The following is a 14,121-nucleotide window of genomic DNA, read 5'->3' as shown; positions in this document are numbered from 1 at the left end:
AAACGTGGCTAAAAAATCAATGGTCATTAAACAACAACGTAAGCAAAAGTTTAAAGTTCAAGAATATACACGTTGTGAACGCTGTGGTCGTCCACATTCTGTATATCGTAAATTTAAACTTTGCCGTATTTGTTTCCGTGAACTTGCATATAAGGGACAAATTCCTGGCGTTAAAAAAGCTAGCTGGTAATCCCCTAAATTGGGAAGGAGGTAAAATTTATGACAATGACAGATCCAATTGCAGATATGCTTACACGCATTCGTAATGCTAACATGGTTCGTCACGAAAAGTTAGAAGTACCCGCTTCCAACTTAAAGAAAGAAATCGCTGAAATTTTAAAGCGTGAAGGTTTCGTTCGTGATGTTGAGTATGTTGAAGATAATAAGCAAGGTATCATCCGTATCTTCTTAAAATATGGAAAAGATAACGAACGTGTTATCACTGGTTTAAAACGTATTTCAAAACCAGGTTTACGCGTATATGCTAAAACAAACGAAGTACCAAAAGTACTAAATGGTTTAGGTATCGCTTTAGTATCAACTTCTCAAGGTGTATTAACTGACAAAGAAGCACGTGCTAAAAAAGTTGGCGGAGAAATCTTAGCTTACATTTGGTAATAAGTAATAAATGAATGGAGGTGCAACTAAATGTCTCGTGTAGGTAAAAAACCAATTGAGGTTCCAGCTAACGTTACTGTGACTGTTGCTGATGACAACACAGTTACTGTTAAAGGACCAAAAGGCGAATTAACTCGTCAATTCAACAAAGATATGAAAATTGAGCAAGAAGGCAACATCATCACAGTTGTTCGTCCTTCTGAATCAAAAGAACACCGTACTATCCATGGTACAACTCGTGCCTTACTAGCAAACATGGTAACTGGTGTTTCTGAAGGATTCTCTCGTTCTCTAGAACTTATCGGTGTAGGTTACCGTGCGCAACTACAAGGTAAAAAACTTGTTCTTAACGTTGGTTACTCTCACCCAGTAGAGTTCACACCAGAAGAAGGTCTAGAAATCGAAGTTCCTTCAAACACAAAAGTAGTCGTTAAAGGCATTAGTAAAGAACGCGTTGGTGCTTTTGCATCTAACATCCGTGACGTTCGTCCACCAGAGCCATATAAAGGTAAAGGTATCCGCTATGAAGGCGAATTCGTACGTCGTAAAGAAGGTAAAACAGGTAAATAATGCTGCATAAAGCGTTAGAAAGGAGTGACCTCTGTGATTACGAAACAAGATAAAAATCAAGTTCGTAAAAAACGTCATGCGCGTGTTCGTTCTAAAATTTCGGGTACTGCTGAGCGTCCACGTTTAAACGTATTCCGTTCAAACAAGAACATCTATGCGCAAATTATTGACGATGTTGCAGGCGTAACACTTGTTAGTGCATCAACTCAAGAAAAAGATTTCGAGGGTGCAGGTAGCAATGTAGAAGCTGCGGCAAAAATTGGTGAAACAATCGCTAAACGCGCTGCGGAAAAAAATATTACTGCTGTTGTATTTGACCGTGGTGGTTACTTATATCATGGACGTGTGAAAGCTTTAGCTGAAGCTGCACGTGAAAACGGCTTAGAATTTTAATAAGAAGGAGGGACATACTTCATGAGTCGCATTGACGCAAACAAACTTGAACTTGAAGAACGCGTAGTTACTATTAACCGCGTAGCTAAAGTTGTTAAAGGTGGACGTCGCTTCCGCTTTACAGCACTAGTTGTTGTAGGTGATAAAAACGGTCATGTAGGTTTCGGTACTGGTAAAGCTCAAGAGGTTCCAGATGCTATCCGCAAAGCTGTTGAAGACGCGAAGAAAAACTTAATCGAAGTGCCACGTGTTGGTGGAACAACTCCACATGATGTAGTTGGTCACTTTGGAGCAGGTAAAATCTTAGTAAAACCTGCTGCTCCAGGTACTGGAGTTATCGCTGGTGGTCCTGTACGTGCCGTACTTGAACTTGCTGGTATTACTGATATTCTTTCAAAATCTCTAGGTTCAAACACACCTATTAACATGGTGCGTGCAACTATTGCAGGTTTAACTGAACTAAAACGCGCAGAGGACGTTGCAAAACTTCGCGGTAAATCAGTGGAAGAACTATTAGGATAAGGGGGGAATTATAATGGCTAATAAATTAGAAATCACCCTTACTAAATCGTTGATCGGTACAAAGCCACAACAACGTAAAATTGTTGAAGCTTTAGGTTTACGTAAAGTTAATCATACTGTAGAACAAGCTGACAACGCAGCTATCCGCGGTATGTTAGATAAAGTAGCTCACTTAGTTACTGTAAAAGAAAATTAATTTTCAAACATTGAACAAGGAGGTGCCACCCATATGAAACTTCATGAGTTAAAACCAGCAGAAGGATCTCGTAAAGAGCGTAACCGTGTTGGTCGTGGTATCGGTTCTGGTAACGGTAAAACTGCAGGTAAAGGTCATAAAGGTCAAAACGCTCGTTCTGGCGGCGGCGTTCGTCCTGGATTTGAGGGGGGTCAAAACCCACTATTCCGTCGTTTACCAAAACGCGGCTTTACGAACATCAACCGTAAAGAATACGCTATCGTTAACCTTGATGCATTAAATCGTTTCGAAGATGGTGCAGAAGTAACACCTGCATTATTATTAGAAACTGGTATTGTGAGCAACGAAAAAGCAGGAGTTAAGATTCTAGGTAATGGAACACTTAACAAAAAGCTTAACGTTAAAGCTCAAAAGTTCTCTGCTTCGGCTAAAGAAGCAATTGAGAACGCTGGCGGAACTACTGAGGTGATTTAATGTTTCAAACAATCTCAAACTTTATGCGCGTTCGAGATATAAGAAATAAAATCATTTTCACGCTTTTGATGTTAATCGTTTTTCGTATTGGAACTTTTATTCCAGTACCAAATGTTGACGCTGATGTATTAAAGGTTGCCGATCAATTCAATTTAATTGGTTTCCTTAATACATTTGGCGGTGGTGCTTTGTCAAACTTCTCAATCTTTGCATTGGGTATTATGCCTTACATCACGGCCTCTATTATTGTTCAGTTACTACAAATGGATGTTGTTCCGAAGTTTGCAGAATGGGCAAAACAAGGTGACGTAGGTCGACGTAAATTGGCTCAAGTCACTCGTTATTTAACAGTTGTTTTAGCCTTCATTCAAGCTTTCGCTATGTCTTTTGGTTTTAACCAAATGTACGGTGGTACGTTAATTACTGATACAAGTATAATGTCGTACGTAACAATTGCGATCGTTTTAACTGCAGGTACATCCTTCCTTTTATGGTTAGGTGAACAAATTACTGCTCACGGTGTTGGAAATGGTATATCAGTAGTCATTTTTGCAGGGATCGTTGCTGCAATTCCAACATCAGTGAACCAAATCTATGCACAACAAATCGAGGATGCTGGAGATCAACTTTTCATTCGAATCGCTATCCTAGTATTACTTGCTTTAGTTATGCTAGCTGTTGTAGTTGGAGTTATCTACATTCAACAAGCGTTGCGTAAAATTCCAATTCAATATGCAAAACGAGTTGCGGGTCGTAATCAACAAGTTGGTGGACAACAAACTCATTTACCGTTAAAAGTAAATGCTGCTGGGGTTATTCCAGTAATCTTTGCAATTGCGTTCATTGTTACACCTCAAACTTTAGCTACGTTCTTCGGCCAAAACAGTGTCACTAGCTTCATTCAAAGCACGTTTGATTATACAAAACCTGTTGGAATGATAATTTATATTGCATTGATAATTCTATTTACGTATTTCTATGCATTTATTCAAGTGAATCCTGAAAACTTGGCTGACAACTTGAAAAAACAAGGTGCTTATATTCCTGGTATTCGTCCAGGTAATGACACTCAAAGTTACTTAACAAAAGTATTGTATCGTTTAACATTTGTTGGTGCTATATTCTTAGTAGTCATTTCTGTGCTGCCAATTCTATTCATTAATTTCATGAACCTACCTGCTTCGGCTCAAATTGGTGGTACTAGTGTAATTATCGTAGTTGGTGTTGCTTTAGAAACGATGAAACAGCTTGAAGCACAACTAGTAAAACGTCATTACAAAGGCTTTATGAAATAATTGCGGGTTTTAGGAAACGTTTAAGTTTCCTAAGCCAGCTAGCTTTAGGGGGAGTAATTCCGTATGAATATCGTTTTAATGGGTTTGCCTGGTGCTGGTAAAGGCACACAAGCAGACAAAATTGTTGAGAAGTACGAAATCCCTCATATTTCTACAGGCGATATGTTCCGTGCAGCAATTAAAGATGGCACAGAATTAGGTTTACAAGCTAAATCGTATATGGATCAAGGTGCTTTAGTACCTGATGAAGTAACGATTGGCATCGTTCGTGAACGACTTGCTCAAAAAGATTGTGAAAAAGGCTTCTTATTAGACGGATTCCCGCGTACAGTTCCTCAAGCTGAAGCGTTAGACAGCATCTTAGTCGAACTTGGGAAGAAAATTGAACATACAATTAATATTCAAGTTGAAAAAGATGAACTTATTGCACGTCTAAGTGGTCGTCGTATTTGTAAAGTTTGCGGTGCATCTTATCATGTGATTTTTAACCCTCCTAAAGTGGAAGGTAAATGTGATAAAGATGGCGGCGAATTATATACTCGTGCGGACGATAATCCTGAAACGGTGGCAAACCGTCTGGAAGTAAATATGAATCAAGCTCAGCCTTTACTTGATTTTTATGAAGCTAAAGGTGTTTTAACAAATATTGATGGTCAGCAAGATATTGACAAAGTATTTGCTGATTTAAACGCTCTATTACTACAGGGCAGCCGCAGCTGATACCCGGCATTAGGCGAAAGTCAAACTGCTTTTCGCGGGAGATTGCGGGTGCAACAAAAAAACAATAATTTTTGAGAGTTGCAAAAGCATAATGTGCCCGGTATACATTGAAAACAAAAGAATATAATTTTATATTTATTTTGTGATTAGTGTAATGGGTTTCGTGGAAGCATCTGTGTAACGGGTATGAATCTCTCATTCAAGACATTCCGGCTATCGTGAATAACATAAGGAAGGCAAGTTTCCTTAACCGGATCTAGTCCATTCCCTGGATTGTGTGAAGCGAAACCAGACGAGCGTCTTTCGAACATCTCTCATACAATCCAAGCATATGTTGATGGAGTTGCTTCTTATTTGGAAGAAAACAGTTGCATAGATTCTCTGTTTCGTGTATGTTAGAGAATCGGAAATTGCATATAGAAGGGAGACAGGATTGATGGCGAAAGACGATGTAATTGAAGTCGAAGGAACAGTTGTTGAGACTTTGCCAAACGCGATGTTTAAGGTAGAATTAGAAAATGGGCACACGGTGCTTGCACACGTATCTGGAAAGATCCGTATGCACTTTATCCGAATTTTACCTGGAGATAAGGTTACTATCGAGTTATCTCCTTATGATTTAACTCGCGGTCGTATCACATACCGTTTTAAATAATCTTTTGCACTCCGGACTATTAAGGAGGTTAGGTTAGATGAAAGTGAGACCATCTGTGAAACCGATCTGCGAAAAATGTAAAGTAATTCGCCGACGCGGTAAAGTAATGGTAATCTGTGAAAATCCTAAGCATAAACAAAAACAAGGATAATTAAAAGGAGGTGCGCTAAAGAATGGCACGTATTGCTGGTGTTGATATTCCTCGTGACAAACGCGTGGTAATTTCATTAACTTACATCTACGGAATTGGTAAAACTACATCTCAAAAAGTATTAGCTGCTGCTGGTGTTTCTGAAGATACTCGCGTACGCGATCTTACTGAAGATGAATTAAACAAAATCCGTGAACAATTAGATAAATACAAAGTTGAGGGTGACTTACGTCGTGAAGTTTCACTTAACATTAAACGCTTGATGGAAATCGGTTCTTTCCGTGGTATCCGTCACCGTCGTGGTTTACCTGTTCGTGGTCAAAATACGAAAAACAATGCGCGTACGCGTAAAGGTCCTCGTAAAACTGTAGCGAACAAGAAAAAATAATAAGTAAAGGGGGTTCCTTCTTAACATGGCTCGTAAACAACAAACTCGTAAACGTCGTGTGAAAAAGAATATTGAATCTGGTATTGCACACATTCGTTCTACATTTAACAATACAATCGTAACGATTACAGATATGCAAGGTAACGCAGTATCTTGGTCTAGTGCTGGTGCGCTTGGTTTCAAAGGCTCACGTAAATCTACTCCATACGCTGCTCAAATGGCTGCTGAGGCTGCTGCAAAAGCATCCCTTGAACATGGTCTGAAGACGTTGGAAGTAACTGTTAAAGGTCCTGGTGCTGGTCGTGAAGCTGCTATCCGTGCACTTCAAGCTGCTGGTTTAGAAGTAACTGCAATCAAAGATGTTACTCCAGTTCCACATAACGGTTGCCGTCCGCCAAAACGTCGTCGTGTGTAATGGGTGCATCTCAAATTTCTTTTGAGTTCATCATTGCTTGTACAGAATAAAATCTTGTGCAATTTTATAAAGTCAACGATTTTTGACTATTATGATGGTATGAACCTATACATTCGATGTTTTGAAGGAGGGTAAATTGAATGATCGAAATTGAAAAACCAAAGATTGAAACTGTTGAGATCAGCGAAGATTCCAAATATGGCAAGTTTGTTGTAGAACCGCTTGAACGCGGATATGGAAACACTTTGGGTAATTCTTTACGTCGTATCCTTCTGTCTTCATTACCAGGAGCTGCTGTTACATCTATCCAAATTGATGGTGTATTACACGAATTTTCAACTGTAGAAGGTGTAGTAGAAGACGTTGCTTCAATTATTTTGAATATCAAAAAACTTGCACTGAAAATCTACTCTGATGAAGAAAAAGTTATTGAGATTGATGTGAAAGGTGATGCAACAGTTACAGCTGCTGACATTACGCATGACAGTGACGTTGAAATACTAAATCCAGATCTTTATATTGCAACAATCGCTAAAAATGGTCATTTACGTATGCGTATGTATGCTCGACGTGGCCGTGGTTACACTCCTGCTGATCAAAACAAACGTGAGGATCTTCCTATCGGCGTGATCCCGATCGACTCTATTTACACTCCAGTTTCACGCGTTAATTTTCAAGTGGAGAACACTCGTGTTGGACAGAATTCTGATTTCGACAAGTTATCACTTGATGTGTGGACAGATGGTAGCATCGGTCCAAAAGAGGCGATTTCGCTCGGAGCAAAAATTTTGACTGAGCACCTTAATATCTTCGTAGGCTTAACGAATGAAGCACAAACTGCTGAAATCATGGTCGAAAAAGAAGAGGATCAAAAAGAAAAAGTTTTAGAGATGACGATTGAAGAACTAGATCTTTCTGTTCGTTCTTACAACTGCTTAAAACGCGCTGGTATCAATACGGTATTAGAACTTGCGAATAAGTCTGAAGACGACATGATGAAAGTACGTAATCTTGGTCGTAAGTCGCTAGAAGAAGTAAAAGCAAAATTAGAAGAGCTTGGTTTAGGATTACGCAAAGAAGACTAAGCAAGTGAATGAATCTATATAGATCAGAAATAAAGGAGGGAACGTCCATGGGTTACAGAAAACTTGGTCGTACAAGTTCTCAACGTAAAGCGTTATTACGTGATTTAGCTACAGATTTAATCATCAACGAACGCATTGAAACAACTGAAGCACGTGCTAAAGAATTACGTTCTGTAGTTGAAAAAATGATTACTTTAGGTAAACGTGGAGACTTACATGCTCGTCGTCAAGCGGCTGCATTTATCCGTCGTGAAGTAGTAACAACTACTGACGCAGAAGGTAACGAAACAACTTCATTTGCACTTCAAAAGTTATTTGATGATGTTGCACCACGTTACGCTGATCGTCAAGGTGGTTACACTCGTATCCTTAAAGTAGGACCTCGCCGTGGAGACGGTGCACCTGTAGTTGTTATTGAATTAGTATAATTTGATTATATTATCAAATAAACTACTGGTAAAAGAGGGTGTCCGGTTCACCGGTTGAACCCGGACCCCTCTCTTTTTATAAGCATTAAAATGATTTATACGACAATAAAATGGCTTGAGCGTTATAATGAGCGAGCACTATGCGTGCGGCGTCTCGTCTAGCTCTCCGCACCTCATTCATAAGAACACGGAAATGAGCAGCCGTGTTCTTGTTTCTAAATGTAATTAGCGCATTTCTCTGAATGAGGTGCGCGCTTTTTTATTCTCTTAAAAATGGCAAAGTATACCAACTTCATAGTTTGCCTAAAAGTTAATACATATACAAAAATAAAGTACGTTTCTAAAACTAATCGGTTAGTTCATTTGTAAACGTACCTTATTTTTATATATGTAGAATCATTGTCTAATACATCAAAAATGGTAGCAATGAACATAAAAACAGTGTAAGTTAGTTAGTAGAGTGAGTTTGAGAGGAGCTAGGCAAGTGACAGAGATTTTATCATTTAACAACGTAAGTTACTCTTATAGTCCAGAAATTCCGGATGCCCGCAAAGCTGTTCAAAATGTATCCTTCTCCATCCAAAAAGGGGAATGGATTGCAATCGTCGGTCATAATGGTTCTGGAAAATCAACTATGGTTAAAATGGTAAGCGGATTACTTTTCCCTCAAGAAGGAGAAGTCCGTTTTATGAAAGATGTATTAACTGAAGAAAATCTTTGGAAAACGAGATCAAATATCGGAATGGTATTCCAAAATCCTGATAACCAATTCGTTGGCGCAACAGTACAGGACGACGTTGCATTTGCATTAGAAAATAACGGTGTGCCTTTTGAAGATATGGTAAAACGCGTTCATACTTCGCTTGAGCAAGTAAAGATGGACAAGTTTTTAAACCATGAACCCCATCATTTATCTGGTGGTCAGAAGCAGCGTGTTGCAATAGCTGGTGCAATTGCTATGCGGCCTAAACTACTTATTCTAGATGAGGCTACATCTATGCTCGATCCGCAAGGTAGAGATGAAGTATTAAAAACTGTTCGTGCTTTACGTGAAGAAATCGGTTTAACTGTGCTTTCCATTACACATGATGTGGAGGAGGCACTTTATGCAGACCGTATTTTATTTATGAATGACGGAAAAAAATATGCTGAAGGTACACCAGAGGAAATATTTGCTCTAGGGGACAAGCTTGTTGAATTCGGTTTAGAACTGCCCTTTGCAATGAGAATGACAAAGCTTTTCCAATCAAAGGGTGTACAACTAGCAGGAGAACATATGACAGAAGAAGAGTTGGTGAATGATTTATGGACATCAAACTTCAACAAGTAAGTTACGCTTATTCAATGGGTACACCTTTTGAAAAGTTTGCCTTATTTGATGTAGATTTAGCAATTCCGTCGAAAACGTATCAAGCGATAATAGGGCATACTGGATCGGGTAAATCAACCATATTACAGCACTTTAATGGTCTTTTAAAACCGTCAAAAGGACAAGTACATATTGGAGAACGTGTGATTGAGGCTGGGAAAAAGGCGAGGGAGTTAAAACCTATACGCCAAAAAGTTGGAATAGTCTTTCAGTTTCCAGAGCATCAATTGTTTGAAGAAACTGTTTTAAAAGATATTATGTTTGGCCCAATGAACTTTGGTGTGTCTGAACAGGAAGCTGAACAACGTGCAAGGGAGCTTATTAAATTAGTAGGTCTTCCTGAAGGAGTACTAAATAAATCTCCATTTGACTTATCTGGGGGGCAAATGCGACGTGTTGCGATTGCTGGGGTCCTTGCTATGGATCCTGAAGTAATTGTATTGGACGAGCCGACAGCAGGTTTAGATCCACGTGGTCAACGTGAAATTATGGATATGTTTTATCAGCTCCATAAAGAACGGGGATTGACGACAATACTTGTTACACACAGCATGGAAGATGCAGCGCGGTATGCAGATAATATAGCTATAATGCATGAAGGACATTGCGTGTTAAGTGGAACACCTAGAGAAATTTTTGCGGATGGCAAGACGCTCGAAAATTATCGTTTAGAGTTGCCACATATTGTTCGTTTCCAACAAAAGATTGAAAGAATGCTAAATCGGAAATTATCAAAAATCTGTTTAACAGAAGAAGAGTTGGCCGAAGAAGTTGCCCGCGCACTGAGAGAGGGGCGTGATGTGCAATGATGGAAAAAATGATTTTTGGTCGTTATATTCCTGGGGATTCTTTTGTCCATAGGCTAGACCCTCGTTCGAAATTGATTTTTGTATTTGCTTTTATCATAATAGTCTTTTTAGCTAACAATGTGGCCACATATGCTTTAATATTAGCGTTCACATTATTTGTCATCTTTATGTCTAAAATACGTTTGTATTTTTTAATTAACGGATTAAAGCCTGTCATTATATTATTAGTTTTCACGTTCCTTATTCATATAATCTTTACAAGAGAAGGCGATATTCTCTTTGAGCTTGGTTTCTTTAAAGTGTATGAGGAAGGTTTAAGACAAGGGATCTTTATTTCTATTCGTTTCTTAGTGCTAGTATTTATGACATCTATTCTAACGTTAACTACTTCACCTATTTCGATTACAGATGGGATTGAAGTTTTATTAAATCCGTTAAAGAAGCTCAAAATGCCTGTTCACGAATTAGCATTAATGATGTCAATTGCACTTCGTTTTATTCCAACATTAATGGATGAGACGGATAAGATTATGAAGGCGCAAATGGCACGCGGCTCTGATTTAAGTGCAGGACCACTAAAAGATCGTCTTAAAGCAGTTGTACCTCTTCTTGTACCTCTATTTGTAAGTGCATTTAAACGAGCTGAGGATTTAGCTACTGCTATGGAAGTCCGTGGCTACCGTGGAGGAGAAGGTAGAACACGATACCGCCAGCTTAAATGGGATTGGCGGGATTCATTAAGCATCGTCTTGCTGGTAGCAATGACTGCTGTATTAGTATTCTTCCGCAGCTAATACGAGGTGAAGGTATGAGACGTTTAAAAGCAACGATTAGTTATGATGGTACGCTTTTTGCTGGATATCAAGTTCAGCCTGGAGAACGTACTGTGCAGCTTGAACTAGAGAATGTATTAACAAAAATGCATAAAGGATCAAAAGTGAGGGTAACTGCTAGTGGGCGTACTGATGCACGCGTCCATGCAACAGGACAAGTCATTCATTTTGATACGAATCTTACAATACCACTCGACCGTTACAAAAAAGCGTTAAATGTGCAGCTGCCTCGTGATATTCGTGTTTTAGAGGTTGAAGAGGCAGCTAGTGATTTTCATGCAAGATTTAGTGTAAGCGGCAAACGCTATCGTTACATTTGGAATTGCGAGGAAGTACAAAGTCCTTTTCGTAGACAATACACAGTTGATACGAATGGTATTAAACCAGATTTAGAAAAAATGCGAGATGCTGCTCAGTTTATTATCGGTACGCATGATTTTTCATGTTTTTGCGCGGCCAACACAAGTGTTATTGATAAAGTACGCACCGTTCGTAATTTAATATTTGAGTGGCATGGAGAAGAGCTGCACATGGTAATTGAGGGAAATGGCTTTTTATATAACATGGTGCGAATCATTGCTGGCACACTTTGGGAAGTGGGGATCGGTAAACGTGAACCGGGTGATTTACTAGACATCGTTGCATCGATGGATCGCGGAAAAGCTGGCAAAACCGCGCCAGCACACGGTTTGTATCTTGAAAAAGTATACTATTAATGGGCTAATGGATTAGTGTTTGTTTGTCACTAAATAAAAAACAACTTTTCCAGGTGTGCACTTTTTCACTTGACTTCTTTTGTAATTTATTATATTATGACATATGGTATTTTCATTACCAACCACAAATAAGCCCCGAAACTTATAAGTGTATACTAATGAAAAATAACGGTAATCGAATCGATTAGGAGGATATATAAATGCGTACAACATTCTTGGCTAAAGGTCACGAAGTAGAGCGTAAATGGTTAGTTGTTGACGCAGAAGGCCAAACACTTGGACGTTTAGCTTCTGAAGTAGCTTCTATCTTACGCGGTAAACATAAACCAACATTCACACCAAACGTTGACACAGGTGATCACGTAATCATCATCAACGCAGAAAAAATTCAATTAACTGGTAACAAATTAGAAGGTAAAATTTACTACCGTCACACTCAATTCGCTGGTGGTTTAAAACAACGTACAGCTGGTGAAATGAAAGAAAAATACCCAACACAAATGCTTGAATTAGCAGTAAAAGGTATGCTTCCTAAAAACTCTTTAGGTCGTAAAATGTTCGGTAAACTTCACGTTTACGCTGGAGCAGAACATCCACATGCAGCACAAAAACCAGAAAGCTATACGCTTCGCGGATAATTAATTAGAGGAGGATATACACTTGGCACAAGTTCAATATATCGGCACTGGTCGCCGTAAAAGCTCAGTAGCTCGCGTACGTCTAGTACCAGGCGAAGGCAAAATCGTTATCAACAACCGTAACATCGAAGACTACTTACCATTCGAAACTTTACACTTAATCATCAACCAACCTTTAGAAGCTACTCAAACTAAAGGTAGCTACGATGTATTCGTAAACGTAAACGGTGGTGGATTCACTGGTCAAGCTGGTGCAATCCGTCACGGTATCGCTCGTGCGTTACTACAAGTTGACCCAGATTTCCGTCCAGCACTTAAATCTGCAGGTTTACTAACTCGTGACCCACGTATGAAAGAACGTAAAAAATACGGTCTTAAAGGTGCTCGTCGTGCGCCTCAATTCTCAAAACGTTAATATTACGTTATATCAACGTTTTAAAACCCTTTCTCGGATTGCCGAGAAAGGGTTTTTTTGTGGTTCACAAAGGATAAAATGCTTTGTGAGAAACCATGTTATTTTCAGTGGCGTTAAATTCGAGCCGCATTCATAATGTCTTGAATTTTTTCAACTAAGTTAAGTATGAGAAATCCATTACCTTCAGAACTTTTACGTTTTCCTATTGGTAAAGTTCGTTTAATAAGCTGTGCATAAATTTCTGTTTCACTAAAAGGTCTACCAAACTCTCTTTCACTTAAATTAATAAGCAATGCTATAGCGCCAGCGATGTGAGGGGTAGCCATTGATGTGCCGGAAAGAGAAGCGTATTTGTGTCCTAAGTAAGTAGAAACAACTTCTACTCCAGGAGCAACAATATCTATTTCTTCATTGTTATTTGTAAACGGAGCAAGCCTTAAGTTATGATCAACGGCTCCAACTTGAATGACTTCATTATATTTTCCAGGATAAGAATACTCAAATGTATCTTCAATATTATCCCCTTCGTTTCCAGCTGCGACAACAACAGATATATCTTGGCTAACTGCGTTTTGTATGGCTTTATGCAATTCTGGAACATCTTCAGGACCACCAAGTGACATTGAGATTACGCGTACTCGTTCTCCTTGTGGTCCACGCCATTCTACTGCATAGTTAATAGCGTTGATAATCCACTCATAATCTCCCGTTCCTTGTCCAGTTAATACTTTCAAACTTAAAATTTTAGCTTTAGGAGCTACACCAACAACGCCTTCATTATTTAAACTAGCGGCTATCGTTCCTGAGACATGGGTTCCATGTCCATTGTTATCTTCAAATATATTAGGGTCTCCATCATAATCGGAAGTAAAATTTCGTCCGTCGATAATTTGATCTTTGAGGTCGGGATGGTCGGTTTCAATACCAGTATCAATTACTGCAATTACAATGCCTTCACCTTGATTACTATCTTCCCAAATCGAGGGTGCTTGAATTAAATCTACCCCTTTTGGTGTTTCGTTTGCCATTTCTACAATCGACTCAATAGTGTAAGGGATTAATTTGACTTGTAACGGCTTATGAATCATTTTCATCCTCCTTCAAATTAAAATATGGAAGTTACCAATTGGTAATGACTTCCTATTTTATAAGTTCAACATAAAGTTTTGTATTCCTTCTTTCGTATATAAATTTTACATTCCATCTAAGGGGTAGGTTTATTTCAGAGAAGATAAACTTTCATTAAAAAATTCCCCCTTAATTTAGTACCCAAAAATAACTACTACTTACGGGTCATTTATTTTTAGGTGCTGTTTAGTATATAGTAAAAGATAAAATATAAGTTAATGTATATAATGTAAATACCTAGTAGTAACTCTTTAATTAAAGAAATTATTTTTGGGTTTTGTTATGACGACAATATCTATCTAA

The 14,121-nt window shown here is 38.7% G+C and carries 22 protein-coding genes; 21 read left to right on the top strand and 1 reads right to left on the bottom strand.

What is annotated here, in order from left to right; all coding sequences use genetic code 11:
* The first annotated feature begins 4 nt into the window (after positions 1 to 4).
* The 21 genes from MKY04_RS21280 (at position 5) to rpsI (ending at position 12,690) form a co-directional block, all read left to right on the top strand.
* Positions 5 to 190 carry a type Z 30S ribosomal protein S14 gene (locus tag MKY04_RS21280; RefSeq protein ID WP_097073484.1) on the top strand — a complete coding sequence of 62 codons (186 nt, stop codon included), beginning with the start codon at positions 5 to 7 and terminating at the stop codon, positions 188 to 190.
* 29 nt (positions 191 to 219) lie between these two features.
* On the top strand, positions 220 to 618 hold the full coding sequence (gene rpsH / locus MKY04_RS21275) for a 30S ribosomal protein S8 (protein ID WP_122971283.1): 399 nt from the start codon (positions 220 to 222) through the stop codon (positions 616 to 618).
* Between the two features lie 30 nt (positions 619 to 648).
* On the top strand, positions 649 to 1,188 hold the full coding sequence (gene rplF, locus MKY04_RS21270) for a 50S ribosomal protein L6 (RefSeq protein WP_126292311.1): 540 nt from the start codon (positions 649 to 651) through the stop codon (positions 1,186 to 1,188).
* 33 nt (positions 1,189 to 1,221) lie between these two features.
* Positions 1,222 to 1,581, top strand: a complete 360-nt coding sequence (gene rplR, locus MKY04_RS21265; protein WP_126292310.1) for a 50S ribosomal protein L18 — start codon at positions 1,222 to 1,224, stop codon at positions 1,579 to 1,581.
* A 21-nt stretch (positions 1,582 to 1,602) separates the two neighbouring features.
* On the top strand, positions 1,603 to 2,103 hold the full coding sequence (gene rpsE, locus MKY04_RS21260) for a 30S ribosomal protein S5 (protein ID WP_122971286.1): 501 nt from the start codon (positions 1,603 to 1,605) through the stop codon (positions 2,101 to 2,103).
* 13 nt (positions 2,104 to 2,116) lie between these two features.
* Positions 2,117 to 2,299, top strand: a complete 183-nt coding sequence (gene rpmD, locus MKY04_RS21255; protein ID WP_126292309.1) for a 50S ribosomal protein L30 — start codon at positions 2,117 to 2,119, stop codon at positions 2,297 to 2,299.
* A 33-nt stretch (positions 2,300 to 2,332) separates the two neighbouring features.
* Positions 2,333 to 2,773, top strand: coding sequence for a 50S ribosomal protein L15 (gene rplO, locus MKY04_RS21250; RefSeq protein WP_126292308.1), 441 nt, complete (start codon positions 2,333 to 2,335; stop codon positions 2,771 to 2,773).
* On the top strand, positions 2,773 to 4,068 hold the full coding sequence (secY, locus tag MKY04_RS21245) for a preprotein translocase subunit SecY (RefSeq protein WP_346235097.1): 1,296 nt from the start codon (positions 2,773 to 2,775) through the stop codon (positions 4,066 to 4,068). The genes rplO and secY overlap by 1 nt, the downstream gene beginning before the upstream one ends.
* A 63-nt stretch (positions 4,069 to 4,131) precedes the next feature.
* The gene (locus MKY04_RS21240; protein WP_126292306.1) at positions 4,132 to 4,788 is read left to right on the top strand and encodes an adenylate kinase; all 657 of its coding nucleotides are present in this window, start codon (positions 4,132 to 4,134) and stop codon (positions 4,786 to 4,788) included.
* 436 nt (positions 4,789 to 5,224) lie between these two features.
* A complete protein-coding gene (infA, locus tag MKY04_RS21235) occupies positions 5,225 to 5,443 on the top strand; it encodes a translation initiation factor IF-1 (RefSeq protein WP_016839390.1) in 219 nt (72 codons plus the stop codon).
* A gap of 37 nt (positions 5,444 to 5,480) precedes the next feature.
* Positions 5,481 to 5,594 carry a 50S ribosomal protein L36 gene (gene rpmJ, locus MKY04_RS21230; protein WP_000868344.1) on the top strand — a complete coding sequence of 38 codons (114 nt, stop codon included), beginning with the start codon at positions 5,481 to 5,483 and terminating at the stop codon, positions 5,592 to 5,594.
* Positions 5,595 to 5,616: 22 nt separating this feature from the next.
* Complete coding sequence (rpsM, locus tag MKY04_RS21225) at positions 5,617 to 5,982, top strand: 30S ribosomal protein S13 (protein ID WP_126292305.1); 366 nt, start codon at positions 5,617 to 5,619, stop codon at positions 5,980 to 5,982.
* Positions 5,983 to 6,007: 25 nt separating this feature from the next.
* The gene (gene rpsK / locus MKY04_RS21220) at positions 6,008 to 6,397 is read left to right on the top strand and encodes a 30S ribosomal protein S11 (RefSeq protein WP_036172483.1); all 390 of its coding nucleotides are present in this window, start codon (positions 6,008 to 6,010) and stop codon (positions 6,395 to 6,397) included.
* Positions 6,398 to 6,537: 140 nt separating this feature from the next.
* Complete coding sequence (locus tag MKY04_RS21215) at positions 6,538 to 7,482, top strand: DNA-directed RNA polymerase subunit alpha (RefSeq protein WP_122971292.1); 945 nt, start codon at positions 6,538 to 6,540, stop codon at positions 7,480 to 7,482.
* A 47-nt stretch (positions 7,483 to 7,529) separates the two neighbouring features.
* Complete coding sequence (gene rplQ / locus MKY04_RS21210) at positions 7,530 to 7,910, top strand: 50S ribosomal protein L17 (protein ID WP_126292304.1); 381 nt, start codon at positions 7,530 to 7,532, stop codon at positions 7,908 to 7,910.
* Between the two features lie 484 nt (positions 7,911 to 8,394).
* Positions 8,395 to 9,240, top strand: a complete 846-nt coding sequence (locus MKY04_RS21205; protein WP_346235096.1) for an energy-coupling factor ABC transporter ATP-binding protein — start codon at positions 8,395 to 8,397, stop codon at positions 9,238 to 9,240.
* A complete protein-coding gene (locus tag MKY04_RS21200; protein WP_346235095.1) occupies positions 9,216 to 10,088 on the top strand; it encodes an energy-coupling factor ABC transporter ATP-binding protein in 873 nt (290 codons plus the stop codon). Before MKY04_RS21205 ends, MKY04_RS21200 begins: the two co-directional genes overlap by 25 nt.
* On the top strand, positions 10,085 to 10,882 hold the full coding sequence (locus MKY04_RS21195; RefSeq protein ID WP_346235094.1) for an energy-coupling factor transporter transmembrane protein EcfT: 798 nt from the start codon (positions 10,085 to 10,087) through the stop codon (positions 10,880 to 10,882). Before MKY04_RS21200 ends, MKY04_RS21195 begins: the two co-directional genes overlap by 4 nt.
* Before the next feature lie 14 nt (positions 10,883 to 10,896).
* Complete coding sequence (gene truA / locus MKY04_RS21190) at positions 10,897 to 11,637, top strand: tRNA pseudouridine(38-40) synthase TruA (protein WP_346235093.1); 741 nt, start codon at positions 10,897 to 10,899, stop codon at positions 11,635 to 11,637.
* 200 nt (positions 11,638 to 11,837) lie between these two features.
* The gene (gene rplM, locus MKY04_RS21185) at positions 11,838 to 12,275 is read left to right on the top strand and encodes a 50S ribosomal protein L13 (RefSeq protein WP_126292299.1); all 438 of its coding nucleotides are present in this window, start codon (positions 11,838 to 11,840) and stop codon (positions 12,273 to 12,275) included.
* 22 nt (positions 12,276 to 12,297) lie between these two features.
* The gene (rpsI, locus tag MKY04_RS21180; protein ID WP_106781794.1) at positions 12,298 to 12,690 is read left to right on the top strand and encodes a 30S ribosomal protein S9; all 393 of its coding nucleotides are present in this window, start codon (positions 12,298 to 12,300) and stop codon (positions 12,688 to 12,690) included.
* Positions 12,691 to 12,803: 113 nt separating this feature from the next.
* Here the strand turns inward: rpsI and MKY04_RS21175 are convergent, their stop codons facing one another.
* Positions 12,804 to 13,778, bottom strand: a complete 975-nt coding sequence (locus tag MKY04_RS21175; protein ID WP_126292284.1) for a S8 family peptidase — start codon at positions 13,776 to 13,778, stop codon at positions 12,804 to 12,806.
* Positions 13,779 to 14,121: the final 343 nt, after the last annotated feature.

Origin of the sequence: Lysinibacillus telephonicus (genome assembly GCF_039654155.1) — a bacterium.
GTDB lineage: Bacteria > Bacillota > Bacilli > Bacillales_A > Planococcaceae > Ureibacillus > Ureibacillus telephonicus.
Note: the sequence above shows the minus strand (reverse complement) of the source record. Positions and strands in the feature narration are given on the sequence as shown.